Raw genomic sequence first — 23,636 nt, 5'->3', positions numbered from 1 at the left:
CATGACCGACTACTACGAGATCCGCCACACCGTCGGCTTCGAGGAGACCAACCTCGTCGGCAACGTCTACTACGTCAACTACCTGCGCTGGCAGGGGCGCTGCCGGGAGATGTTCCTCAAGGAGCGGGCGCCGGGCGTGCTGGCGGAGCTGCAGGAGGACCTGAAGCTGTTCACCCTCAGGGTCGAGTGCGACTTCTTCGCCGAGATCACCGCGTTCGACGAGCTGTCGGTGCGGATGCGCCTGGAGGAGCTGACCCAGACGCAGATCCAGTTCAGCTTCGACTACGTGCGCCTCCAGGACGACGTGGAGAACCTGGTCGCCCACGGCCGGCAGCGCATCGCGTGCATGCGCGGGCCCAACACCAGGACGGTGCCCGCCCGGGTGCCCGAGGAGCTGCGCAGGGCGCTGGCCCCCTACGCGCGGACCGCCCAGCCGGTGAGGGGGTGACGGCATGACCGACAACGGACAGGGCCGCAACCTGACGGCCACGCGTTCGGCGCCCCCGGCCCCGCCGGACCGCGCTGCGCAGGCGTCGCTGCGCCAGGCGATGTCCCGGTTCGCCACGGGGGTCACCGTGCTCACCGTCGGCGGCGAGCACTGCCACGGGATGACCGCCAACTCCTTCACCTCGGTGTCGCTGGACCCCCCGCTGGCGCTGTGCTGTGTGGCGCGCAGCGCGCGGATGCACCGCGCGATCGCCCGCGGGCGGCACTTCGCGGTCTCGGTGCTGGAGGCCGGGCAGCAGGAGGTGGCGCGCCACTTCGCCGACCGGGACCGGCCCGACGGCCCCGCCCAGTTCGACGCGGTCGCCTGGCTGCCGGGGCCGCTCACCGGCGCGCCGCTGCTCTCCGGCGCGCTGGCCTGGCTGGAGTGCGAGGTCGTCGAGGTCTACGGCGGCGGCGACCACTCGATCTTCCTCGGCCGCGTGCTGGGCTCGGCCCGCGGCACCGGAGGGGAGGCGCTGCTGTTCTTCGACCGCGGCTTCCGCCGACTGGAACCGTGCGAGGAGCGGTAGCCGGCCGCGGCGGCCGTGTCTGAGAGGAGGTGACGGTGCTTGTCGCAGTGACCGGGGGCACCGGTTTCGTCGGCGCCCACTCGGTCGCGGAGATCGTGCGGGCGGGCCACCGGGTCCGCCTGCTCGTCCGCTCCCCGGACGGGGTCGACCGGGCGCTCGACCCGCTGGGGGTCGACCGCGACGCGGTGGAGGCGGTGGTCGGCGACGCGACGGACGGGGCCGCCGTGGCCTCCGCGCTGCGCGGGGCCGACGCCGTGCTGCACGCCGCGTCGGTGTACTCCTTCGACAGCCGACGGCGGGCGGAGATCCGGCGGACCAACGAGCGGAGCACCCGGGTCGTGCTGGAGGCCGCGCGCAGGGCGGGCGCCGATCCGATCGTCCACGTCTCGACCTTCGGGGCGCTGCTGCCCGCCCGGGGCGGGGTGATCGGACCGGACTCGCCCGTCGGCTCCCCGCGCGAGACCTACCTGGCGAGCAAGGCCGCGGCTGAGCGGGTCGCGCGCCGCCACCAGCGGGAGGGCGCCCCGGTCGTGATCACCTATCCGCCCGCCCTGCTCGGGCCGCACTCACCACGCCTGGGGGACCAGGCGGCCCGGGTCCGCGACGTGCTGCGCGGGCTGATGCCGGTGTGGCCGCTGGGCGGCTTCCCGGTCGGCGACGTGCGCGACACCGCGCGACTGCACGCCGCGCTGCTCACCGCTCCACGACACGGGAGGAACCGCCACTTCGGTCCGGGGCGTCTCCTGTCCACCCCGCAGTACCTGCGGGTCCTGCGGGAGGTCACCGGGCGGGCGCTGCCGGCCCTCTTCCTCCCGGCGCGTCTGATGCTGCCGGTGGGGCGGTGCGCCGACCTGCTCCAGCGCGTGTGGCCCTGGCACATCCCGGCGGAGTACGGCGCCGTCTACACGTGTGCCCGGGCCGCGTGGCCGGAGGGGGCCGTCGGCACGCACGGGATCGGGGCGCGTCCCGTCGCCGAGACCCTGGCGGACACCGTGCGCTGGCTGTACGACGAGGGTCACCTGACCGCCCGCCAGGCGGGAGTCCGGCGGTCCGAGACGAGGGGAACCCGATGACTGCTTCCGAGATCGACCACGTCCCCGTTCTGGTGCCCCGCCCCGATCGGCGGAGGGGGGACGGCGTCCGGGCAGGGGCGGCGCACCGGGAGGACGGGCGCGCGCCGCGGACACGTTCGATGGCCGCGCTCCGCGCGCGGCGGGAGGAGGTGCGCGACCGGATTCTCACCGGTGCCGCGGACGCGGTCCAGCGGCAGCGCGCGCTCGGCAAGCGCACCGCAAGGGAGCGCCTGGAGCTGCTGCTGGACGAGGACTCGTTCGTCGAGATCGACATGTTCCGGCGCGGCCGGGCCGAGGCGGCGGGGCGCGGCGGGGAGCTGCCCCACACCGACGGCGTGGTCGCGGGGTCGGGCACGATCGACGGCCGCCGGGTGTTCGTCTACGCCCAGGACTTCACGATCCTCGGCGGGTCGCTCGGTACGGCGCACGCCGAGAAGATCCACAAGGTGATGGACATGGCGCTGGCGGCCGGGGCTCCTCTCATCGGGCTCAACGACAGCGGCGGGGCCCGCATCCAGGAGGGGGCCTCCGCCCTGCACGGATACGGTGGGATCTTCCGGCGCCACGTCCAGGCGTCGGGGGTGATCCCGCAGATCAGCGTCGTCATGGGGCCGTGCGCCGGGGGAGCGGCCTACTCCCCGGCGCTGACCGACTTCACGTTCATGGTGCGCGGCACCGCGCAGATGTACCTGACCGGCCCCGACGTCGTCGAGGCGGTGAGCGGGGAGCGCGTCAGCCACGCCGAACTCGGCGGAGCCGACGTGCACGGCAGGCTGTCGGGGGTGGCCTCCGTGGTGTGCGACGACGAGGAGGGCTGCCTGGAGGAGGTGCGCTACCTCGTCTCGATGCTGCCGTCCAACAACCTGGACACCGCGCCGCGGACTCCCCCGTGCGGCGCGGAGCGCGACGAGCGGCCCCGCCTGGCCGAGATCGTCCCGGCGGACCCGGGCAGGCCGTACGACATGCGCCTGGTCGTCGCCGAACTGGTCGACGACGGGGAGTTCTTCGAGGTGCACGAGGAGTGGGCGCCGAACGTGGTCTGCGCGCTGGCGCGTATCGACGGCGAGGTGGTCGGCGTCGTCGGCAACCAGCCGATGGCGCTGGCGGGGGTGCTGGACATCCCCGCGGCGGAGAAGGCGGCGCGGTTCGTGCGGTTCTGCGACGCCTTCAACATCCCCCTGGTGACCCTGGTCGACGTCCCGGGGTTCCTGCCGGGCACGGGGCAGGAGCACGCGGGCGCGATCCGGCACGGCGCCAAGCTGCTGTACGCCTACTGCGAGGCGACGGTGCCGCGCGTCCAGGTCGTCGTGCGCAAGGCCTACGGGGGCGCCTACATCGTCATGGACTCGCGGTCGGTCGGGTCCGACCTGTCGCTGGCCTGGCCGACCAACGAGATCGCGGTGATGGGCGCCGAGGGGGCGGTGAACGTCGTCCACCGCAGGAGGCTGGCCGCCGCGGCGGAGCCCGAGCGGCTCAGGGCCGAACTGACGGCCGAGTACGCCGAGAGGTTCATGCACCCCTACTACGCGGCCGAGCGGGGACTGGTCGACGAGGTGATCGATCCGGCGCTGACCCGGGCGGCGGTGGCGCGCGGCCTGGCGATGATGCGGGACAAGCGCGTGCCGGGGCCGCGCCGCAAGCACGGCAACGTGCCGTTGTAGGGGCCGCGGAGGGGGTCACCCGCTCTCCCCGCGCGCGAAGCGGATTCCGGAGGCCGCCACCGACGCGGTGGCGGCCTCCGGCGTGTCGCCGGCGCCGACCATCAGGCCGACGAGCTGGTCCTCGAAGCAGCGCTCGGCGCCGTAGGGCGCGACGAGGTAGTCGCCGAGTTCGAGGACGACCAGGCCGTGGATCGCGCTCCACATCCGGTGGGCGACGAGTTCGGCGTCGCCGTTGCGGAACCGCCCCCGACCGATGCAGCGGTCCGCGCACTCGGTCACGTTGCGCAGGGTGTAGCGCCCGTGCTGGCGGTCCTCCTCGTCCAGGGAGAAGCCCGAGAGCGAGCAGCCGCCGAACATGACCGTGTACAGGTGCGGGTTGGCCAGGGCGTTGCGGCGGTAGGCCCTGCCCAGCAGGGCCATGTCGGAGACCGGGTCGTCGGTGCGCTCCACCCGGGTGAGGTGTTCCTGGAGGCGGAGGAACCCCTCGTGGACGATCGCGCGCACCAGACCGCCCATGCCCTTGAAGTGGGTGTAGACCGCCATGGTCGAACTGCCCGCCTCGACGGCGACGCGGCGGGCGGACAGCGCCCGGGGGCCTTCCGCCGCGAGCAGCCGGGCGGCGGTGTCGATCAGCGTGGGACGCGTGCTGGGGTCGGAACGTCGAGGACTCACACCAGCAGTCTCGCCCGGGGCGGAGGCGCGGTTTTCTCCCAGTCGGCTGAGTTCCGCTCCCGTGAGTCCGGCGGCGTGGTCCGGCCAATCCGCGGGCACCGAATGCGGGAAATACAGAGAGTGTTTCCTGTCCGTCTCTTGTGTTTTGCCTCGCCGACGCTTCTCGGTCGACGGGCGGTCCGCCGTGCGGGGCTGTGATCCGTGGAATTGATCTGTATTCCCTGGAGTGAGAGCCGTCAAACATGGTCGGCGAGGGCGCCGTAACATCAACGAAAGCATATGGGAAGTATTTATAAGGTTTCACGATTCTTTACAAAAGGAGGTGGGGGTGGGGATGGCCGCCTCGGGGAGGGGGGTTTCTTCCTGTGAATACTCCAGAGAGTAATTAAATGACTTCACACTGAATGGGTGTCTCCTCTGCTTCTCGGATGTTGCTGGGGTCAGTGGGGCGTATTTACCTTCGGTTGATCGGTGCGCTAACGTACACAAGGAATTCCGAAGGTGAGAGGTTGAAAGAATTCCACCTGAGGGAAAATTTATTTGTCTGGGAATTTGACTGGGGAGGGGTTGTCTGGGTGGGGGCGGGGGTGCCGCCTCGAATGGATTTCTTCTCTGTTGGGAATTGGTTTTCCGGTCATATTCCGTTCGGGTAGGGGAGAAAGTGCGAGAGGCAATTCAGCAAGCCGTTCTGTCCATTCACAAGAGATACTTCGATCCTCTTACCCTCAACAGTCTCGCGTCAGAGGTCTTCGTCAGTCCGTACCACTTCTCAAGAGTGTTCTCCAAGACCATCGGGGTAACCCCCGGAAGATACCTTTCCGCGATCCGGCTCTTCGAGGCGAAGCGACTGCTGCTCACCACCTCCCTGACCGTCTCCGACATCGTGTGCAGTGTCGGATACAACAGCGTGGGCACCTTCACCAGCAGGTTCACCCAGGAGGTGGGGATGTCTCCCACGCAGTACCGGCGCCCCGATGTCAGGGAGCTGGTCCTCGCCGTCTCCCCCGACTTCCAGCGCCTGCCGCCGGTCGACCTCGCACGCGAGGCGAAGAAGCGCAACGCCCGGAACCACCCCGGAGGCGGCTCGATCGAGTACACCGTCGAACTGCCACCGTGGGCGGGAAACGCCAACGTCCTGGTGGGGGTGTTCGCCGATCCGATCCCGCAGTGCGCGCCCGTCGCCTGCCAGGCCTGGACCGGGACGGGAACGGCGCGACTGCTCATCGAGGACGTCCCGGTCGGCCACTGGGTGGCCATCGCGGTGGCGGAGCCGGTCGGGGGAGCACCCGGCTCCGGGGAGGTGCTCATCGGAGACGTCCGGCACCCGGTCGCGGTCACCGCCGGCCATGTCACCCGCCTCGGCGTGCAGATGCGGAGGCTGCAGCCCGTCGATCCCCCGATCGCCGTCACCCTGGCCTCCAGTGCCTTTCCGCGGCAGGCGAACGACGGAGTCGAGCGCTACTACGAGCGCCAGCAGGCTGCCGCCTGACCCCGGCGACGGCGGCCCGACCGACCCGCCACGTCCGGCGTGCGCCTCCGTGGGCCCCGCGCCTCTGGTGTGCGGCCCACGGAGAGTCCCGACGGCGACAGCGACCCGCCGACGGGAACGGGGAGGGCGGCGCTTCTCCCGAGCGCGTGGGGCGGGCGACCATCAGCCACCCCGGGCCCACCGGGCCCCGACACCCTACGGAGAACCATGCCGACCGTCATCGGCTCGCTGCGCAGGCTCCTGCTGACGCCGCCACTGGCCGAGGTGACCTTCCGCAGACGCGGCTTCCCCGCCGCCTCCCCCGAGACGACCGAACACCTCGAAGCGATCCCGCAGGCGGTGGTCTGCGGATTCGAATGGGGGATCGACACGCCCGACCTGTGGGAGGTCGAACGCAGACTGGCCCTGGTGGAGCCCGAGCTGCGCGGCTTCGCCTGCGAGGGCGTCACGATGGCCTTCACCGTCCGCGACGCTATGGGGGCCGGACGCGGCGGGATGACCCGCGACCTGATGCTCGGGCCGGGACGGCCCCACTTCTTCCTCGCCTACATCGGGATCGGCTTCGCGATGGCCAGACTGCCGCGACCGCTGTGGCGCAGAGCGACTCCCGACCTGAGCGGAAGCCCCTACCATCCGGTGATGAGCTGGCTGGCGGTCGACGGCTACGGATTCGACCTCGCCTACTTCGGCACCCGGCGCTGGGTCGCGCAGCAGCGCGAACCCAGGCCCTACCCCTGGCAGGGCAGGCCCGACTACTTCCCGAGAGCGGTGGACCAGGGGATCGGACGGGCGCTGTGGTTCATCCACGGCGCCCGCCCCCGCGACGTCGCGGCCGCGGTCGGACGCTTCCCCGAACGCCGCAGACCCGATCTGTGGAGCGGCGTCGGACTGGCGGCGGCGTTCGCGGGCGGCTGCGACGAGGACGGTCTGGCCGAACTGCGGGAACGGGCGGGCACCCACCGGATCCAGGCCGCACAGGGCGCGGTCTTCGCCGCCAAGGCCCGCACCCACGCCGGATTCGTGCCCCCGCACACCGGGACCGCGACCCGGCTCCTCACCGGACTGTCTGCCGAGCAGGCCGCCGCGCTCGCCGACACGACGGCCGTCCCCGCGGACGCGCCCGGTCCCGAGCCCGCCTACGAGCTGTGGCGCCGGAACATACGCGAAAGCCTGGGCTGACCGGAGCGGAGCGCACCGGAGCGCACCGGGGCGCGCCGGCGGCCCAGCAAATTCGGAGTAGACGCAAAATCCGCGGCGCGGACAGAATTGGTCGAAATTACTTCAGAACCTGACCACCCCGACGGGGGCGAGTGCTTTGGTCGATTTTCTGCGGACCCTGAGGCGTCGAATTCTGACTCCGAGCCTGTTGGAGACGAAACTCGAAAGGCGCGGTTTCCACAAGAAGAGCGAGGCCGCCCGAGAGCTGCTGGAGACCGTCGGCGAGTCATTCCTGACCGGATACGGTTACGCGGTAGAGGCGCGCTCCACCGCCGAGGCGGAGAGCCGTCTGGAGGAGGTGCCCAGGCGGTTCCGCGGCTTCGCCTACGAGGGAGCCGCCATGGGATGCGCCGTCCTCGACGCCCTCACCCCCGGCGGACACCGGACCGCGGATCTCCTGGCGGGCCGGGGGGCCGACCACGTCTACATGGCCTACATCGGGGTCGGCTGGGCCATGGCGCGGCTCCCGAGGCCCCGCCGACCCCGGATCGGCGCCCACGACCCGCTGCTGCGGTGGCTCCTCCTCGACGGCTACGGATTCCACCAGGCCTACTTCCACACCGACAGGTACGTCCACGAGCAACGCCGGGACGGCCGACTCCGGTGGCCCGTCGCCGCCCACCAGTGGTACGTCGGCCACGCGATCGACCAGGGGATCGGCCGCGCGCTGTGGTTCGTGGGAGGCACCGATCCCGAGCAGGCCGCCGCCCTGATCGAGAAGTTCCCCCAGGGACGGCACGCCGACCTGTACGCGGGAGCGGGTCTGGCCGCGACCTACGCGGGCGGCTGCGACGAGGAGGAGCTGCTCGCCTTCTGGGACCGCGCGGGAGCGCACCGGCCCAGGGTCGCGCAGGGCAGCGCGTTCGCCGCGCAGGCCCGCGTGCGGGCCGGACTCCTCATCCCGCACACGGAAGTGGCGACGCGGGTCTTCTGCGGCACCGACCCCGAGGAGGCGGCCCGGATCACCGAGGACCTCCGCCCCACCGGACCGGTGGCCGACGAGCGCGACAGCACGCCCGCCTACGAGGTGTGGCGCGGCCGCATCGCCGACGAGTTCGCCGCACGGGGGAGGTGCTAGCACCATGACGGCCACCTCCGCCCGCCGCGTCCCGCCGGGACCGCCGAGGAGCGCCACCCCGGCACTGTTCCGCAGGCTCGTCGGCGACCGGCTCGCCCTCATGGCCACCGCCGCCGAGTACGGCGACGCCGCCCTGCTGACCATCGGGCCCAAGAAGCTGTACGTCTTCAACCACCCGGACCACGCCAAGCACGTCCTCGCCGACAACAGCGGCAACTACCGCAAGGGGATAGGCCAGGTCCAGGCGCGGCGGGCGCTCGGCGACGGGCTGCTCACCAGCGACGGTGAACTCTGGCGCGAACAGCGCAGGATGATCCAGCCCGTCTTCCAGAGCAGGCGCATCGCCGCGCGGGCCGGGGCGGTCGCCGAGGAGGCCGCCGCGCTCGTGGCCCGGCTGCGCGGCCGGATCGGCGACCGACGGCCCGTCGACGTGCTGGAGGAGATGACCCGGCTGACCCTGGGAGTGCTCGGACGCACCCTGCTCGACACCGACCTGACCGCCCTGGAGTCGGCCGGCCCCTCCTTCGAGGCCGTGCAGGACCAGGCGATGTTCGAGGTGGTGACGATGGGCCTGGTCCCGATGTGGGTCCCCCTGCCCCAGCAGTTGCGGTTCCGCAGGGCGCGCAGGCGGCTCCAGGAGACCGTCGACCGGATGGTGGCCGACCGCCTGGCCCGACCCGACGGCGACGGCGACGACGTGGTCTCGCGGTTGCTGCCGCTGACCAGGCTGGGGGCCGAGGGCCGCCAGCGCCTGCGCGACGAGCTGGTCACCCTCATGCTCGCCGGACACGAGACCACCGCCAGCACCCTGAGCTGGACCTTCCACCTGCTCGACCGCGCTCCCGAGACCTGGGAACGCCTGCGCGCCGAGGCCGTGGAGGTCCTGGGGGACCGGCTGCCCGGCCACGACGACCTGCGCCGACTCCGCTACACCACGATGGTCGTCCAGGAGGCGATGCGGCTGTATCCGCCGGTGTGGATCCTGCCGCGCGTGGCCCGCGACGACGACGAGGTCGGCGGCTACCCGGTACCGGCCGGGGCCGACGTCCTGGTCTGCCCCTACACCCTGCACCGGCACCCCGGGTTCTGGGACGACCCCGACCGCTTCGACCCCGACCGCTTCGACCCCGACCGGCCGACCGACCGGCCGCGCTACGCCTACATCCCCTTCGGCGCAGGCCCCCGGTTCTGCGTGGGCAGCGCCCTGGGAATGATGGAGGCCGTCTTCGTGGTCGCCCTGGTGGCCCGGGAGCTGCGACTGGCCTCGGTCCCCGGACGCAGGGCGGAGCCCGAACCGATGCTCTCCCTGCGGGTGCGCGGCGGACTGCCCATGACCGTCCACTCCGCGCCTTGAGGAACGGCGCCGCGCCCTTCGGACGACTCCGCCCCAGACGACCAGAAGGAGCCCTCATGCCCGACACCCGGCCGAGCGACCCCCGGACGATGACGCTGGAGGCGTTCGCCGACACCGTCCTGCCCGGGGAGAAGCGCTCCCCCGACGACCGCGCGATCGCCGGCGCCGCCCCGGGCGGCGGCGCCGTGGCCGCGGGAGCGATCGAGCTGCTGCGGACCCCCGCGACGGGGATCGCCGACGGCCTCGACGACTACGCCGACCTGCTCACCAAGCACGCCCTGGGTTATGCGGCCGAGCACGGACTGCAACTCGACGAGACCGTGCCGCCCTTCGTCGCCCTGCCCTTCGAGCACCGCACCGCCCTCGTCCAGGCACTGACCGCCCCCGGCCACCCGGAGAAGCCGTTCTGGGTCCTGCTCGCCCTGTTCAGCTACATGGCCTTCGACAGCGCCGCGCACCTGAACACCCGCCAGGCCCTCGCCTCCGGGCACCCCGGACTCACCGCGATGGGCGTCAGCACGCCCGACGCCGACGGACTGTGGCGGTTCGCCGAACACTCCTACGGACGCAGGCTGTCCGACGTCCACCCCGACACCGACCACTCCACAGGGAGCCTCGCATGACCAGCGTCGAGAAGACCGACGTCCTCGTGATCGGCAGCGGTTTCGGCGGCGCGATCCCCGCCTACCACCTCGCCGCGGGCGGGGCCCGGGTCGTGGTCCTGGAGCGCGGCCCGTGGCTGTCGAGCGAGGAGATGGACCACGACTTCCTCCTCGGCTCCTCCTACACCCGCGCCTTCGACTTCGTCGTCGGAGACGGCATGAGCGTCCTCGGCGGCAACTGCGTGGGCGGCGGCAGCGTGGTCAACTTCGCCGCGATGCCGCGCGCGCCCCGCTTCGTGTTCGAGCGCCGCGGCAGCGTCAACCGGCGCATGTGGCCCGCCGCCATCGACCGCGACACCCTCGACCCCTGGTACGACCGGGTCGCCGAGGCCCTGCCGGTCACCACCCAGGAGTGGGGGACGGTACCCTACGCGGGCGGACTGTGGGCGGCGGCCTGCCACCACGCGGGCCGCACCGCCAACCCGGTGCCCAGCGCCGTCGACCTCGACAAGTGCGTGAACTGCAACTGGATGATGTCCGGGTGCCGGTTCGACGCCAAGCGCTCCCTGCTGCTCAACTACCTGCCCGCCGCCGTCGCGCACGGAGCCCGGATCCGCCCGCTGCACGAGGTGCAGCGGCTGGAACGCACCGACGACGGCGGCTACCGGGTCCACTACACCGTCGTCGACGCCGAGGACTACCGCGTCCACACCGGCGAGGGCGCCATCGACGCCAAGATCGTCGTGCTGGCGGCCGGAGCCGGGGCCACGCCGGTGATCCTGCAGCGTTCCCAGCCCGACCTGGGAGCCATGCCGCACGCGGTGGGCCGCTACTTCTCCGGCAACGGTGAACGGCTCAACACCGCCGTCGTCAACGAGGACCGGGTCCGCGACGTGCTCGGCCTGGCCCGCGGCGACGGCCGCGCCTACGAGGGCTACCAGATCGGCCGGGGACCGTGCGTGGCCTCCTGGGACCGCCTCGACGGCTCGCTGCCCGAGTACTCCCGCTACTCCCTGGAGCAGCTCTACTTCCCTCCCGGGCTGGGCACGATCCTCGCGCAGGTCCCCGGAGCGCCCCGGCCGAGCTGGTTCGGCGCGGCCAAGAAGGAGATGCTGCGGCGGTGGCGCTCCTGGCTGATCATCTTCACGATGATCGAGGACGACAACGAGGGGGTCTTCGGCCCGCCGCCGCCCAGGGGCAACGCCAACCGCGTCTCCCAGCAGATGCTCGGCCACGGGACGATCAGCTACCACCCGACCGCCAACACCCAGCGCGCCTGGGCCGAGTCCGACGCCGACGTCAAGAGCATCCTGGAGCGCGACGGACTGGCCGAGGTGGCCCCCTGGACCAACGACCTGGTCGGCGCCTACACGGTGCACCCGCTGGCCTCCTGCCGCATCGGCGACGACCCGGCCACCTCCGCGCTGGACGACCGGCACGAGCTGCGCGGCCACCCCGGCGTGTTCGTCACCGACGGCTCGGCGGTGCCGGGCGCGCTCACGGTGAACCCGGCGATGACCATCGCCGCGCTCGCCGAACGCGCGGTCCCCGGCATCGTCCGGGCGGCCCGGGAGCGCGGCGTCGACGTCGTCTACGGGGCGCCCGCGCCCGACGGCGCGACGAGCGGCCGACGCGCGACCGGCGCGCAGGCGGCCGAACTGATGAACCGGTAGCGGAGCGGCGAGAGACCGGAAGGAGCACGTGATGGCCCGAGCGGTCGTCCGAACGGCACTACGCCGGTCCCTGGACCAGGTCCGCCACGTGCGCGTGGCCCGACCCGGCGCGGTGACGGGCCTGGTGGCCGAGGTCTTCGCGCAGATGGAGCGGGACTTCGGGATGCTCGCGCCCCCGGTGGCGCTGCACTCGCCCGCCCCCCGGGTCCTCGCCGCCTCCTGGGTGATGCTGCGCGAGACGCTGCTCGCCGGGGGGCGGGCGGACCGCGCGGCCAAGGAGGCCGTCGCCGCCGCGGTGTCGCTGGGCAACTCCTGCCCCTACTGCGTGGAGGTCCACGGCGCGACGCTGGGCGGCCTGGTCCGGTCGCCCGACTCCGCCGCGATCGCCGAGGGCCGGATCGAGGAGGTCGCCGACGCGCGCCTGCGCGCCCTCGCCGAATGGGCGCGCGCCGGTGCGGCGCGGCGGGAGGCGGGGACACCGCTCACCGAGGCGCAGCGTTCCGAGTTCGTCGGGGTGGCGGCCACCTTCCACTACCTGAACCGCATGGTCAACGTGTTCCTCCCCGACTCCCCGCTACCGCGGGGGACGCCCGGGTCGGCGCGGCCCGGCGTCCGCCGCCTCCTCGGCTGGCTGACCCGTCCCGGGCGCGGCCGGGACCCCGAGCCGGGCCGGTCCCTGGCGCTGCTGCCCGCCGCCCCTCCGGCGGCGGAGCCGTCCTGGGCCCGTGCCGCCCCCCACGTGGCCGGGGCCGTGGCCCGGGCGTCCGCCGCCGTCGACGCGGCGGGCGAGCGCTCGGTCCCCCCGGCGGTCCGCGCCCTCCTCGCACGACGCCTGGCGGACTGGGACGGGCGACCGCCCGGCCTCAGCCGCGCCTGGGTCGAGGAGGCGGTGGCGGGCCTGGCCGCCGACGAGCGTCCGGCGGGCCGCCTCGCCCTGCTCACGGCCCTGGCCTCCTACCAGGTCGACCAGGGCGTCGTCGACGCCTTCCGGGCCCGGGGCCCCGGGGACCGGGAACTGGTCGAACTCACCTCGTGGGCGAGCCTGGCGGCGGCGCTGCGCGTCGTCGGCGAATGATCCGCGAAGCCGCGCAGAAGGCACAGACGGAGAAGACAGGAAATCACCGACGATCCATTCTGGTCCCAACAGGAAATCCGGATTTCCGACCCCCGTCCCCGCCGCCGCCGACCGACGGATTCGGGAGTAGGAATTCCCGAGAACGCGCGATTACGGCTCCGGCCGTAAAAAGGCGCCGACGGACACGAGCCCCCTTTGTTTTCCGAATTCCCGACAAGACCGCTGACCCGGCGAGAGGACAGGCACGTGACAGAACTGAAGGACGTGGTCTTCGACCTGAACGCGGAAGGCGACGAAGTCGACCGCCTGGTCGCCGACCTGGACGCCGAGGCCTGGACCAGGCCCACCCCCGCCCCCGGATGGACGGTCGCGCACCAGATCGCCCACCTGACCTTCATCTTCCGCATCGCCGCGATGGCCGCGGGCAAGCCGGAGGAGTTCAAGGCGATGACCGCCGGAGCCAAGGCGGGCTTCGACGCGGCGGTCAACGTCGGCCTCGCCCAGTTCATGGACGAGCCCGCGCGGATGCTGGAGCGCTGGCGCGCGGAGCGGGCCGCCGCGGCCGAGGCGATCGCCGCCGTCCCGCCCGACCAGGTGGTGCCGTGGCTGGTCCGCCCCATTCCTCCGGCCGTGCTCGCCAGCGCCGGGATCATGGAGCTGTTCGGCCACGGCCAGGACATCGCGGACGCGCTCGGCGTCCGGCGGGAGCACACTGACCGGCTCCGCCACCTGGTCGCGTTCGCGGTGCTGACCCGCGACTTCGGCTACCAGGCGCGCGGGCTGACCCCTCCCGAGGAGGAGTTCCGCTTCGAGATCACCGCTCCCTCGGGAGAGGTGTGGGCGTTCGGCCCCGAGGACGCGTCCCAGCGGGTCAGCGGCCCCGCCGTCGACTTCTGCCTGCTGGTGACCCGCCGACGCCACCGCGACGACCTCGCGGTCACCGCCGTCGGGGAGAAGGCCGACCACTGGCTGGACATCGCCCAGGCCTACCGGGGACCGGCCGGAGAGGGACGCAGGCCGGGCCAGTTCGCGCAGGCGGAGCGGTAGCCGACCGGACCGCGCACGGAGGAGGGAGCGGCCCCGGAGCACTCCGGGGCCGCTCCCTCCTCTTCTGCTCGGAGCCGCCGCGCGGAGGCGGCCCCGGCCGACTGCGGACGGCGGGCGGGCACCGCGCCACCGGCGCGGTGCCCGCCCGAGACGGTCCGTCGGACAGGCCCTAGTCGAACACCGGACCCACCGAGCTGATCTGGTACTTCTGGATGTCCCCACCCAGGAACTCGGTGACCGGCGCCGGGGCGTTCGCCACCTCCCGCCAGGCCGCGAGGTGCTCCTCCGACTCCCAGAGCTCGAACATGTTCACCCGGCCCGCCTCGACCGGATCGGCCGAGATGGCCAGGTCCAGGCAGCCGGGCTGTTTACGGGCGCGCTGGAGCAGGTCCTCGTGGCTTTCGATGTACTTGTCGCGGTCCTCCGGAGCCACGTAGAGCTTGCCGGCGATGATCAGCATCGTTGTCTCCTTCACGGTGTCGGATGTCGGGAACCGGAGTGGTCTGCGCTCCTCGGGGCGCTTCTAGGAGGCGGTCGAGGCGGCCGAGGGGGAGGCCGAGTCCGGGGCGGTCTGCCCCTGGCCGCTGGGCGGTACCGTCCGCAGCGTCGTGACCGCGAGGACGGCGAGGGCGACGAACAGGAGGGAGCCGAAGAGCACGATGGTGTGCAGGCCGCCGGTGAAGGCCTCCCGGGCGGCCGCCAGCAGCGCCTCACCCAGCTCCGAGGGGAGCTGCTGCGCCGCCGCCACGGCTCCGGGGATGCCCTCGCGGGCCGCCTCCGCGGCCTCGGCGGGAAGGTCGGCGGGGAGCGAGACCGCCATCTGGGCGCGGTAGAGGGCGGTGGAGACGCTGCCGAGGACCGCGATGCCGAGGGCGACGCCGAACTGGCCGCCGGTCTCGGTGAGGGCCGACGCGGACCCGGCCTTCTCCGACGGAACGGCACCGAGGATCATGTCGTAGCCCAGCGACGTGGCGGGACCGATCCCGGCCATGATGATCGCGACGCCGACCACCAGCGCGGGAAGCCCGCCGGTGCTGTCGATCAGGGTCAGCACCAGGTAGCCCGCGGCGGAGGTCAGCAGGCCGACCATGATGACGTAGGCCGGGCGGACCCGGCGCGCCACGGCCGGGGCGAGCATGGTCATGACGATCATCGCGAAGGCGGTGGGGACCAGCCAGAGCCCGGCCCGCAGCGGGGAGAAGCCGAGAACCATCTGCAGGTAGAGGTTGATCAGGAGAAGGGTTCCGCCCTGGATGGCGCCGACGAGCAAGCTGAGGGTGAAGGCGCTGCGGTAGATGCCGATGTTGAGCAGACGCAGGTCCAGCAGCGGGTCGGCCAGCCCGTACTGTCTGCGTACGAACACCGCGCCGCAGAAGACGCCGACCAGGATGGCCGAGCCGGCCAGCAGGCTCCAGCCGTCCTCGGCCACCTCCTTGATGCCGTAGATGATCGGCAGGATGGCGGCCAGGGACAGGGCCACGCTGAGCAGGTCGATGCGTCCGGTTTCGGGGGTGCGCGACTCGGGAAGCAGCAGGGGACCGGCCACCAGCAGCAGGAGCATCACCGGGACGCCCAGCAGGAACACCGCGCCCCACCAGAAGAACTCCAGCGTCACCCCGCCGACCACCGGGCCGACCGCCATGCCGCCCATCAGGCAGCTCATCCACGCGCCGATGGCAGCGGCGCGCTGCTTCGGGTCCTTGAACATGGTGGTGATCAGCGCCAGCGACGAGGGCATGAGGGTCGCCCCGGCCACGCCGAGCAGGGCGCGGGCGGCGATCAGCATCTCGGGGGTGGCGGAGTAGGCGGCCAGCACGGAGGAGAGACCGAACGCGACCGCCCCGATGAGCAGCAGCCTGCGGCGGCCGATCCGGTCGCCCAGGGTGCCCATCGTGATCAGGAAGCCCGCGAGCATGAAGGCGTAGATGTCCATGATCCACAGCTGCTGGACCGCGCTGGCGCCCAGGTCGGAGCTCAGGTGCGGCAGAGCCAGGTACAGGACGGAGAGGTCGATCGACAACAGCAGGGTGGGCAGGGCGAGTACGGCCAGCCCGAGCCACTCCCGCCGCCCCGCCTGCGGCACAGGCGGGGTCTGACTGCTCGTGTCCATGAGAGATCCTTTGGTGTGTCGCCTGGTCCGTTCGCCCTACCGACGAACGGGGTGGGCGCAGACCGACATGTCCGCCGAAGAAAATCCCGGATTTTCCTTCCCCGGCCCCCGCGGCCCGGACGGCGGGGGCCGCCGCGCGGCGCCCGAAGACCCCCGCAACGGCTCACGTCCCGACGGTCTCGGCCAGCCGGCGGGCGAGATACCGGCGTTCGGCGTCGGTGGTCGCCAGGTCGAGCGCCTGTCGGTAGGCCGCCGCGGCCTCCTCCAGGCGGTCGAGACGGCGCAGCAGGTCGGCGCGGGCGGCGGGCAGCAGGTGGTAGTTGGCCAGGGCGTCCGACGCTTCGAGCTTCTCGATGAGCGCCAGCCCCGCCTCCGGTCCCTCGGCCATGCCGACCGCCACGGCCCGGTTGAGCTCCACCACCGGAGACGGGGTCAGGCGGACGAGCTGTTCGTAGAGCGCGCAGATCTGGGCCCAGTCGGTGTCGGCCGGGTCGACGGCGGTGCAGTGGCAGGCGGCGATGGCCGCCTGCAGTTGGTAGCCGCCGAGGCGGCCGAGCCGCAGGGCGCGGTCGAGAACACCGACCCCCTCGGCGATCTCGGCGGCGTTCCAGCGGGTGCGGTCCTGCTCTTCGAGGGTCACGAGGTCGCCGGCGTCGTCGACCCGGGCCGCGTGGCGGGCGTCATGCAGCAGCATCAGGGCGAGCAGCCCGAGGACCTCGGGCTCGTCGGGCATGAGGGCGGCGAGGACGCGGGTCAGCCGGATGGCCTCCGAGCACAGGGAGCGGCGGACCAGGTCGGTGCCCGAGGTGGCCGCGTATCCCTCGGTGAACAGCAGGTACAGCACGCCGAGCACCGCGGGGATCCGTTCGGGGAGCAGGTGCGGGGGCGGGACCCGGAAGGGGATTCCGGCGTTGCGGATCTTGCGTTTGGCCCGCACCAGGCGCTGCGACATCGTCGCCTCCGAGACCAGGAACACCCGGGCGATCTCGGCCGTGGTCAAGCCCAGGAGGGAGCGCAGCGTGAGCGCGACCCGGGCCTCCAGGGGCAGCGCCGGATGGCAGCAGGTGAAGATCAGTCTCAGGCGGTCGTCGGGGAAGGCGCCGTCGGCGTCCTCGTTCTCGGCGGCGCCGTCGGCACGGGCGAGCAGGGCGAGTTCGCGCAGCTTCGCGGCGCCGACCGCGTCCCTGCGCAGCCGGTCGTGGGCGCGGTTGCGCGCCACCGAGGTCAGCCATGCTCCGGGACGGCGGGGGATCCCGTCGACCGGCCAGCGCTCTAGGGCGGAGGCGAAGGCGTCCTGGGTGCTCTCCTCGGAGAGGTCCCAGTCGCCGGTGATCCGGATCAGGGTCGCGACGATCTGGCCCCACTCCTCGCGGAAGGCGCTGGCGACGACGGACTCGGCGTCGGAGGTCACGATTCCCAGATCGGCCTCACCTCGACCGTCCCGAACCTCGCGGCGGGATGCTTCGAGGCCACCTCGAGGGCCTCGTCGAGGTCGGCGCACTCGATCAGGCTGAACCCGCCGATCTGCTCCTTCGTCTCGGCGAACGGTCCGTCGACGATCAGCGTCTCGCCGTCGCGCACCCGTACGGTCGTGGCGTCGCTGGTCGGCCGCAGACCCGCGCTGCTCAGCAGGATCCCCCTGCGCTTCATCTCGCTCTGCCAGGACTCGCACCCCGGCAGGGAGGAGGAGGCCGCGGGTTCCGCGGAGTAGGACTCGTCGCCGCAGATCATCAGCATGTATTTCACATTCCCACCTCGGGGCCGATGCTACTACAGAAGGCGGTGCCGTGGCGGATATGCCCGTCCGGTCCGCCGAGTGTTCCCGCCTTTGTCAAAAAACCTCGGGAAAAGGGGAGAGGACCGGGCGCGGACCGCCGGAAGACGCTCCGCACGTCGCCGGACAATACGCGGAGCCGACGCAGCATTCCAGAAGACGCAGAGCGCTGCGGCCCCGTGCGACGATGCTGGGCGGCGGCCGGAAGTAACGAATTTCCTTTGATATTCCCCGGAGTCAAGAGACGGTTTCTCTTCTGTTCGGCGAACGGAGCCGGTCCGGACGCCGGCGACGGTTCCGAAACCGGTTTCCCCGAGACGCCGCAGCCCACCGACGCGAGTGGAGACAGTGCCATGAACACAGTTCGTTCCAAGGACGGGACCCCCATCGCCTTCGACCGCCTGGGGGAGGGGCCCCCGGTCATCCTGGTGGGGGGCGCGCTGAACGACCGGCGGTCCGTCATGCCGCTGGCGGAGCTCCTGGCGCCGCACTTCACGGTGTTCGCCTACGACCGCCGAGGGCGGGGGGACAGCGGCGACACCAGGCCGTACGAGGTCGAGCGCGAGATCGAGGACCTCCAGTCCCTCATCACCGAGGCGGGAGGATCGGCCTGCGTGTTCGCGAACTGCTCCGGAGCGATCCTGGCGCTGGAGGCCGCGGCCAGCGGGCTCGCCATCACGAAGCTGGCGCTGTACGAGCCGTCGTACGTCGTCGACGACACCCGTCCCCCGATCGGGAAGGACTACGCCGAGCGGCTCGCCGCGCTGGTGGAGTCCGGGGACCTCGGCGGCGCCGTCGAACTCTTCATGAGGGAGGCGGCGGACCTGCCGGCCGAGTTCGTCGCCAAGGTGCGCCAGGGAGAGGCCTGGCCGATGCTCGAGGCGCTGGCGCCCTCGCTCGTCTACGACGCCGCGGTCCTGGGGGACAGTTCGCTGCCGACCGAGCGGGTGGCCTCCGTGGCGGTCCCCACCCTGGTGTTCGACGGGGACAGCAGCCCCGAGTGGGGGCGCAACACGGTGCGGGCGGTCGTGGAGACACTGCCCAACGCGTCCCACCTGACGTTGGAGGGGCAGAACCACAACCTGGTCGCGGAGGCCGTCGCTCCGGCGCTGGTGCGGTTCCTCGCCGGGTGAGGCGCGCCGGCCGCGTCCTCGGCGGCTCCGCCCAGGCGGCCTCCGGGGTCCGGTGGATCTCCACCGGACCCCGGAGGCCGCCGCCGTCCGCGGGCCGGGTCAGCCGCCCGTCGGGCGCGCCTCGATCAGGGACGAGCGCGCCGAGCGGTCGATCGCCGCCACCCGGAAACCTCCCCTCTCCAGCAGCCGGCCCCACTCGCTCTCGGTGCGTTCGCGCCCACCGAGCAGGACGAGCATGTGCAGGTCGAGCATCTTCGCCGGGTGGGGCTGCGGTCCTTCGGGGACGACCTGTTCCAGGATGAGCAGCCGGGAGTCGGGCGTCATGGCCTCGGCGCACCGCCGCAGGATCCGCACCGCCCTGTCGTCGTCCCAGTCGTGCAGGATCTGGGCGAGCACGTAGACGTCGCCACCGGAGGGGACCGCGGAGAAGAAGTCGCCGCCGACCACGCGGAGGCGGTCCCGCGGCCCGCCCACGGAGCGTTCGGCCTCCCGCACCACGTGCGGCAGGTCGAACAGGACGCCGCGCAGGTGCTCGTGCCGCGACAGCAGCGCCCCCAGCAGACGTCCGTTGCCGCCGCCCACGTCGACGACCGTGCCCACCCCGCTCCAGTCCCGCTCCACCAGGGGCAGCAGGCGCAGGGTCACCAGGCCCGCCTGGGCCGCGTTGAAGGCGGACGAGGCGTCGGGCCGCTCGCCCAGCCAGTCGAACATCGGCTTCCCGAACACGACGTCGAACGCCGGCTCGCCGGTGCGCAGCGAGTGCAGGGCCGCCGACCAGGCCTGGTAGGCCTCGTTGTCCATCAGCGCGGCGAAGTGCCGCAGCGATCCGGGGACGTCCTCGTGCAGCAGCGCGCCCAGCGGAGTGGTCGCGAAGACGCCGGGCGGCTGCTCGACGAAGAGCCCCTCGGCGACGAGGAGGCGCAGGAACCGGTGGAGGGCGTCGGGGTCCGCCCCGACGCGCCGCGCCAGCTCCCGCACCTCGAGGGCCTCCTCGCCGAGATGCTCGACGACGCGCAGCCGGGTGACGGAGATGATCGCCTGGGAGACGACGAACCCCATGATCTTGCGGCGCAGCAGGCCGTTCAGGTCGTCGGCGTCAGACATCGGAAGCCTCCTCGGCGTGTGCTCCACTCCGTTCCTGCGGTTCGTGGAGCAGGGGAAACAGGGGAATCGCGGCGGTGGTCCTGAGGTAGTCGGCGCCGGGGGTGCCACCGGTGCCCGTGACGTTGCCGATGATCTTCAGCGTGATCCCCCAGTGGGTCCGCTTCATGGCGCGCCACCCCCGGTCGAGGCGCGCCATCGCCTCGGCGACGTGGCGCAGCGCGGTCCCGTCCACGGCGGCCGCGCACGACACGTACGCCTCCTGCACGGTCGGACCGGTGACCTCCACCTTCGGGATCCTGTCGGAGAAGGGTCCCGGCGGCCGCGGCGCCCCGGTCCGCTCGACCAGGCGGTAGGCGCGGGACTGGATGGCGCTGCGCCCGTCGGTGTAGGCCCGGATCACCGCGAACGACTCGCGCGACATCGTGGTGAGGACCCGGAAGAGGGAGGGGGTGCTCTCGACGCGGCGCACCGCGTCGCCGAGTTCGGCGCCCGCCGTGGCGGTGTCGCGGACGCTCAGGGCGGCGGCGGCGCGCTCAAGGCAGCGCAGGACCTGCCTGTAGACGATCTCGAACAACTGGACGCTGCGGATGAACATCACCTCGTCGTGCAGCGGGGTGGTGGGGAGCAGGGACGCCTCGGCCGCGCGGCGCACCAGCTCCGGTGTCTCGTCCAGGATCTTCCACGCGCGGTCCAGCGTGACCGAGGCCAGCGAGGGGTCGTCGCGGGGGACCGGGGGCGGAAGCGAGAGCCCGGCAAGGCGCAGGCGGGCCCTGGGGGCCAGCTCCGGCCAGTGGGTGAGGGCCTGCAGGGCGGCGTGGGTGCGCTGCCGCTGTCGCCGCGAGTCCGCGGACTCCGCCAGGGCCTCGCCCTCGGTCCTCGCCAGGTCGGCCAGGAGCGCCAGGAGTTCGACGTCCAGGACCGTGTCGACCTCCTCAGGCCCCTCCGCCGCGGCCAGCCGTTCGAGCATCGGGGCGGCGAGGTAGGAGTCGTAGTCGCCGTCGTGCTGGTCGAACGTGCTGGGCAGCCAGTCGGCGAGCACGGCCTCCTCGGCCGAGCGCGCAGGGGGGAGGCGGCGGTACAGGGCGCGGAGGCAGGACACCAGCTCGGGGGAGGCGTGGGCGCGTCCCAGGGCCTGGTAGTGCTCCAGGACCTCGCCGAACGGGAAGTCCCGGGCGGTCCCGGAGGGGGTCGCCGGGTCGTCGAGCGCGTCGGCCCATTCGGCGACCCGGTTGAGGGCACGGGCGGGCGAGTGGCCGTGCGGGGCCGTGCGGGCTCCGCGGAGGCTGACCCCTCCGACACCGACGTGTGGGGGCCATGCCTGTCCGGCGGGGTCGGGGAGGCGTCCTGGGGCTGTCAGGGAGTGCTCTTTCATGGGTGATCGACCTCATCAGCATCGTTGGGGTCACTGCGTGCGCGCTGCGGGACCGGGAGCGACCGGGCCCGGCCCCTCCCCGGGACGCCGACCCGCGGGAGCCGCGCGGCCCCGCCGGAGCGCGTCGGGTCAGGTGGGGCCGTCCAACGCGGAAAGCTCCGCAGCCAGCAGGTCCATCGCGGAGACGAGTTGGGAGTTTGAGAGGTAGGGGGCGGGACCGAGACGCAGACGCTCCCCGCGGTGGTCGACCCGGACGCCCCGCGAGGCGAGGCGCTCACACAGGCGCGCGGCGTGGGGCGACCGCAGGGAGAGGAAACCGCCGAAGTCCTCCGGCGAGCCGGTGCGGTCTCGGGTGATCACGTGGTCGGGGGCGCCGATCGCGTCGAAGCGCTCGGCCAGCAGGCCCACCTGGCGCAGGGAGACCTCGCGCAGGAAGCCGGGCGTCAGGCCGTGCTCGGCGAAGAAGTCGAACACCCGCGCGGCGCGGTAGTGGCTGGTCGGGTCGTAGGTGGCCCCCGCGTAGCGGGCCGCGCCGGCCGCGTACCCGACGGGGCCGCCGGCGCCGCTCCCGGCGGCTCCGGAGAACTCCGCGAACCAGCCGGTGACCACCGGCCGCAGGCTGTCGGCGTGCTCGGGGAGCCGCAGGAAGCAGTTGCCCTCCCCGAGTTGGAGGTACTTGTAGCCACCTCCCACGACCCACGCCGACTCGATCCCGGCGGTCGAGAACGGAACGGCTCCCAGGGCGTGGTAGGCGTCGAGGAGCAGTTCCACGCCGCGCCGCCGGCACGCCTCGGCGAGTGTGTCCAGCCCGGGGACGATGCGCGCGGTCTGGTACATCACCGTGGAGACCAGCACCGCGGCGGTCCGGTCGTCGAGGGCGTCGGCCAGCCGGGAGGCGAGGGAGTCGACGGGAGCGGAGGGGACCCGGACGACCTCGACCCCCTCCTCGGAGATCCGGGAGAGCTGGCGCCGCAGACTGTGGAACTCCCCGTCGGAGGTGACCAGCCGGGGTCTGGAGCGCAGGTCCAGGACCGACAGGAAGCGCAGGACGAGTTCGTGCGTGCTCGCCCCCAGCGCGAGTTCGGCCCCGCGGTCGCCGAGGAAGAGCCGGAACCCGTCACGCACCCGGTCGGCCTTCGCGAAGGCCCTGGCCCACTTGTCGTCCACCGCCGACGCCGCGTCCTCGAAGGCCTCGACCTGGCCCTCCAGCGCCACGTCGGGCCAGGCCTGGTGGGAGTGCCCCGACAGCAGCAGGCGCTGCGCCACCCGGAACCTCGAGTAGTGCGGGGCAAGGCGCGCTGACTGGTCACTCATAGCGCGTTCCGCACAGCCCACAGGTCGGGAAAGGCCGGGGTGAACAGGGTCGTGCGCAGGTAGGCGGCGCCGGTGGAGCCGCCGGTTCCGGTCTTGTCCCCGATGATCCGCTGCACCATGTTCACGTGGCGGTAGCGCCATTCCTGGACGCTCTGGTCGAGCTCGAGCAGCCGTTCGCAGATCTGCGCCGGAACACCGTCGTCGCGGTAGACCAGCACCAGCGCGTCCTGGACCCGCGCCGAGGGCTCCGCCGGAAGCGACACGTCCCGGCGCAGCCGCTCCTCCGGTACCGGGTAGCCCTGGGCGGCCAGATAGCCGAGGAGGGAGTCGAAGAGGGGCGGCCGGGTCATCGCCGCCTCGATCCGCCTCCGCTCCTCGCTGTCCTCGGGATAGCGCTGGAACGCCTGGCGGTTGCGTGCGCCCAGGACGGCCTCGAGTTCGCGGAACTGGGCCGACTGGAAGCCGCTGCCCCCCAGGTGGTCCCGGAACCCGGAGAACTGCGAAGGACCCATGGTCTCCAGGACGCCGATCTGGAAGATGGCCACCCTGAGGATGGCCACCGACCGGTGCAGGAGACGCAGCGCCCGTGCCGCGTCGCCCGCCGCGAGACTCCGCTGCAGTCCGGCGAACTCGTGGAGCAGTTGCTTGAACCACAGTTCGTGCGTCTGGTGGACGACGACGAAGAGCATCTCGTCGTGCTCGTCCGTGTTCGGCCGCTGTACCGAGAGGAGTTCGTCCAAGGCCAGATACGAGGAGTACACCGACACCGCTGGTTGTTTGACGACCACGACTTCGCCACCTCTCCGAAGAGCGCTGCGCCTCCGGGCGCGGAACACAGGACGGCCGCTGCGCGACCGACTCCGCCGGCAGA

General features: G+C 72.4%; 22 protein-coding genes. 13 read left to right on the top strand and 9 right to left on the bottom strand.

The annotated features are described in order from the left end of the window. Window position 1 precedes the first annotated feature (1 nt). The 4 genes from NI17_RS08435 to NI17_RS08420 all read left to right on the top strand — a co-directional run bounded on the left by NI17_RS08435 (window position 2) and on the right by NI17_RS08420 (window position 3,750). Window positions 2-448, top strand: a complete 447-nt coding sequence (locus NI17_RS08435; RefSeq protein ID WP_068690674.1) for an acyl-CoA thioesterase — start codon at window positions 2-4, stop codon at window positions 446-448. Window positions 449-452: 4 nt separating this feature from the next. Beyond that, window positions 453-1,016, top strand: a complete 564-nt coding sequence (locus tag NI17_RS08430; RefSeq protein ID WP_119267522.1) for a flavin reductase family protein — start codon at window positions 453-455, stop codon at window positions 1,014-1,016. 35 nt (window positions 1,017-1,051) lie between these two features. Then, window positions 1,052-2,089, top strand: a complete 1,038-nt coding sequence (locus tag NI17_RS08425) for an NAD-dependent epimerase/dehydratase family protein (RefSeq protein ID WP_068690670.1) — start codon at window positions 1,052-1,054, stop codon at window positions 2,087-2,089. Between the two features lie 119 nt (window positions 2,090-2,208). Next, the gene (locus NI17_RS08420) at window positions 2,209-3,750 is read left to right on the top strand and encodes an acyl-CoA carboxylase subunit beta (protein ID WP_369975089.1); all 1,542 of its coding nucleotides are present in this window, start codon (window positions 2,209-2,211) and stop codon (window positions 3,748-3,750) included. A 15-nt stretch (window positions 3,751-3,765) separates the two neighbouring features. Here NI17_RS08420 and NI17_RS08415 read toward each other — a convergent pair whose 3' ends face one another. Further along, window positions 3,766-4,422, bottom strand: a complete 657-nt coding sequence (locus tag NI17_RS08415; protein ID WP_068690668.1) for a TetR/AcrR family transcriptional regulator — start codon at window positions 4,420-4,422, stop codon at window positions 3,766-3,768. A gap of 661 nt (window positions 4,423-5,083) precedes the next feature. Here NI17_RS08415 and NI17_RS08410 point away from each other — a divergent pair. The 8 genes from NI17_RS08410 to NI17_RS08375 all read left to right on the top strand — a co-directional run bounded on the left by NI17_RS08410 (window position 5,084) and on the right by NI17_RS08375 (window position 13,958). After that, window positions 5,084-5,911 (top strand): helix-turn-helix transcriptional regulator, encoded by an 828-nt coding sequence (locus tag NI17_RS08410; RefSeq protein WP_267887188.1) that lies wholly within the window; start codon window positions 5,084-5,086, stop codon window positions 5,909-5,911. Between the two features lie 207 nt (window positions 5,912-6,118). After that, window positions 6,119-7,090, top strand: coding sequence for a DUF1702 family protein (locus NI17_RS08405; RefSeq protein WP_119267519.1), 972 nt, complete (start codon window positions 6,119-6,121; stop codon window positions 7,088-7,090). A gap of 136 nt (window positions 7,091-7,226) precedes the next feature. Continuing rightward, entirely contained in the window at window positions 7,227-8,207 is a 981-nt protein-coding gene (locus NI17_RS08400; RefSeq protein WP_119267518.1) for a DUF1702 family protein, read from the top strand. A gap of 4 nt (window positions 8,208-8,211) precedes the next feature. Further along, window positions 8,212-9,561: a cytochrome P450 gene (locus tag NI17_RS08395; protein ID WP_068690666.1), complete on the top strand. Its 1,350-nt coding sequence runs from the start codon at window positions 8,212-8,214 to the stop codon at window positions 9,559-9,561. A 56-nt stretch (window positions 9,562-9,617) separates the two neighbouring features. Next, window positions 9,618-10,184, top strand: coding sequence for a DUF5987 family protein (locus NI17_RS08390; protein ID WP_068690664.1), 567 nt, complete (start codon window positions 9,618-9,620; stop codon window positions 10,182-10,184). Continuing rightward, window positions 10,181-11,836 (top strand): FAD-dependent oxidoreductase, encoded by a 1,656-nt coding sequence (locus NI17_RS08385; RefSeq protein WP_243597665.1) that lies wholly within the window; start codon window positions 10,181-10,183, stop codon window positions 11,834-11,836. Before NI17_RS08390 ends, NI17_RS08385 begins: the two co-directional genes overlap by 4 nt. A gap of 31 nt (window positions 11,837-11,867) precedes the next feature. Next, on the top strand, window positions 11,868-12,911 hold the full coding sequence (locus NI17_RS08380) for a carboxymuconolactone decarboxylase family protein (RefSeq protein WP_068690662.1): 1,044 nt from the start codon (window positions 11,868-11,870) through the stop codon (window positions 12,909-12,911). Between the two features lie 246 nt (window positions 12,912-13,157). Then, window positions 13,158-13,958: a TIGR03084 family metal-binding protein gene (locus tag NI17_RS08375; RefSeq protein WP_068690660.1), complete on the top strand. Its 801-nt coding sequence runs from the start codon at window positions 13,158-13,160 to the stop codon at window positions 13,956-13,958. A 169-nt stretch (window positions 13,959-14,127) separates the two neighbouring features. Here NI17_RS08375 and NI17_RS08370 read toward each other — a convergent pair whose 3' ends face one another. From NI17_RS08370 to NI17_RS08355, 4 genes are all read right to left on the bottom strand, one after another. Further along, window positions 14,128-14,418: a putative quinol monooxygenase gene (locus NI17_RS08370; protein ID WP_068690657.1), complete on the bottom strand. Its 291-nt coding sequence runs from the start codon at window positions 14,416-14,418 to the stop codon at window positions 14,128-14,130. Window positions 14,419-14,481: 63 nt separating this feature from the next. Further along, window positions 14,482-16,068 (bottom strand): MFS transporter, encoded by a 1,587-nt coding sequence (locus NI17_RS08365; RefSeq protein ID WP_119267796.1) that lies wholly within the window; start codon window positions 16,066-16,068, stop codon window positions 14,482-14,484. Window positions 16,069-16,231: 163 nt separating this feature from the next. Continuing rightward, window positions 16,232-17,479 carry an RNA polymerase sigma factor gene (locus NI17_RS08360; protein WP_119267795.1) on the bottom strand — a complete coding sequence of 416 codons (1,248 nt, stop codon included), beginning with the start codon at window positions 17,477-17,479 and terminating at the stop codon, window positions 16,232-16,234. After that, window positions 17,476-17,805 carry a YciI family protein gene (locus NI17_RS08355; RefSeq protein ID WP_234401872.1) on the bottom strand — a complete coding sequence of 110 codons (330 nt, stop codon included), beginning with the start codon at window positions 17,803-17,805 and terminating at the stop codon, window positions 17,476-17,478. The genes NI17_RS08360 and NI17_RS08355 overlap by 4 nt, the downstream gene beginning before the upstream one ends. A gap of 390 nt (window positions 17,806-18,195) precedes the next feature. On the opposite strand from NI17_RS08355, the gene NI17_RS08350 reads away from it, so the two are divergent. Beyond that, window positions 18,196-18,975, top strand: coding sequence for an alpha/beta fold hydrolase (locus NI17_RS08350; protein WP_068690648.1), 780 nt, complete (start codon window positions 18,196-18,198; stop codon window positions 18,973-18,975). A gap of 99 nt (window positions 18,976-19,074) precedes the next feature. On the opposite strand, the gene NI17_RS08345 is transcribed toward NI17_RS08350, so the two are convergent. The 4 genes from NI17_RS08345 to NI17_RS24410 form a co-directional block, all read right to left on the bottom strand. After that, window positions 19,075-20,079 (bottom strand): methyltransferase, encoded by a 1,005-nt coding sequence (locus NI17_RS08345; protein ID WP_199860011.1) that lies wholly within the window; start codon window positions 20,077-20,079, stop codon window positions 19,075-19,077. Further along, a complete protein-coding gene (locus NI17_RS08340) occupies window positions 20,072-21,451 on the bottom strand; it encodes a tryptophan 2,3-dioxygenase (RefSeq protein WP_119267699.1) in 1,380 nt (459 codons plus the stop codon). Before NI17_RS08340 ends, NI17_RS08345 begins: the two co-directional genes overlap by 8 nt. 129 nt (window positions 21,452-21,580) lie before the next feature. Next, window positions 21,581-22,765, bottom strand: a complete 1,185-nt coding sequence (locus NI17_RS08335) for a kynureninase/PvdN C-terminal domain-containing protein (RefSeq protein WP_068690646.1) — start codon at window positions 22,763-22,765, stop codon at window positions 21,581-21,583. Further along, the gene (locus tag NI17_RS24410) at window positions 22,762-23,553 is read right to left on the bottom strand and encodes a tryptophan 2,3-dioxygenase (protein WP_068690644.1); all 792 of its coding nucleotides are present in this window, start codon (window positions 23,551-23,553) and stop codon (window positions 22,762-22,764) included. The genes NI17_RS08335 and NI17_RS24410 overlap by 4 nt, the downstream gene beginning before the upstream one ends. Window positions 23,554-23,636 lie beyond the last annotated feature (83 nt).

The organism is Thermobifida halotolerans (genome assembly GCF_003574835.2).
In the GTDB taxonomy this organism is placed as follows: domain Bacteria; phylum Actinomycetota; class Actinomycetes; order Streptosporangiales; family Streptosporangiaceae; genus Thermobifida; species Thermobifida halotolerans.
The sequence above is the reverse complement of the archived record's forward strand: the minus strand, read 5'-3'. Positions and strand labels throughout refer to the sequence as shown.

Excerpts from the sequence above, each read along its gene's own strand:
- NI17_RS08435 (WP_068690674.1), top strand. The coding sequence starts at position 2 with ATGACCGACTACTACGAGATCCGCCACACCGTCGGCTTCGAGGAGACC.
- NI17_RS08430 (WP_119267522.1), top strand. The coding sequence starts at position 453 with ATGACCGACAACGGACAGGGCCGCAACCTGACGGCCACGCGTTCGGCG.
- NI17_RS08420 (WP_369975089.1), top strand. The coding sequence starts at position 2,209 with ATGGCCGCGCTCCGCGCGCGGCGGGAGGAGGTGCGCGACCGGATTCTC.
- NI17_RS08405 (WP_119267519.1), top strand. The coding sequence starts at position 6,119 with ATGCCGACCGTCATCGGCTCGCTGCGCAGGCTCCTGCTGACGCCGCCA.
- NI17_RS08395 (WP_068690666.1), top strand. The coding sequence starts at position 8,212 with ATGACGGCCACCTCCGCCCGCCGCGTCCCGCCGGGACCGCCGAGGAGC.
- NI17_RS08390 (WP_068690664.1), top strand. The coding sequence starts at position 9,618 with ATGCCCGACACCCGGCCGAGCGACCCCCGGACGATGACGCTGGAGGCG.
- NI17_RS08385 (WP_243597665.1), top strand. The coding sequence starts at position 10,181 with ATGACCAGCGTCGAGAAGACCGACGTCCTCGTGATCGGCAGCGGTTTC.
- NI17_RS08380 (WP_068690662.1), top strand. The coding sequence starts at position 11,868 with ATGGCCCGAGCGGTCGTCCGAACGGCACTACGCCGGTCCCTGGACCAG.
- NI17_RS08370 (WP_068690657.1), bottom strand. The coding sequence starts at position 14,418 with ATGCTGATCATCGCCGGCAAGCTCTACGTGGCTCCGGAGGACCGCGAC.
- NI17_RS08365 (WP_119267796.1), bottom strand. The coding sequence starts at position 16,068 with ATGGACACGAGCAGTCAGACCCCGCCTGTGCCGCAGGCGGGGCGGCGG.
- NI17_RS08355 (WP_234401872.1), bottom strand. The coding sequence starts at position 17,805 with ATGCTGATGATCTGCGGCGACGAGTCCTACTCCGCGGAACCCGCGGCC.
- NI17_RS08350 (WP_068690648.1), top strand. The coding sequence starts at position 18,196 with ATGAACACAGTTCGTTCCAAGGACGGGACCCCCATCGCCTTCGACCGC.
- NI17_RS08345 (WP_199860011.1), bottom strand. The coding sequence starts at position 20,079 with ATGTCTGACGCCGACGACCTGAACGGCCTGCTGCGCCGCAAGATCATG.
- NI17_RS08340 (WP_119267699.1), bottom strand. The coding sequence starts at position 21,451 with ATGAAAGAGCACTCCCTGACAGCCCCAGGACGCCTCCCCGACCCCGCC.
- NI17_RS08335 (WP_068690646.1), bottom strand. The coding sequence starts at position 22,765 with ATGAGTGACCAGTCAGCGCGCCTTGCCCCGCACTACTCGAGGTTCCGG.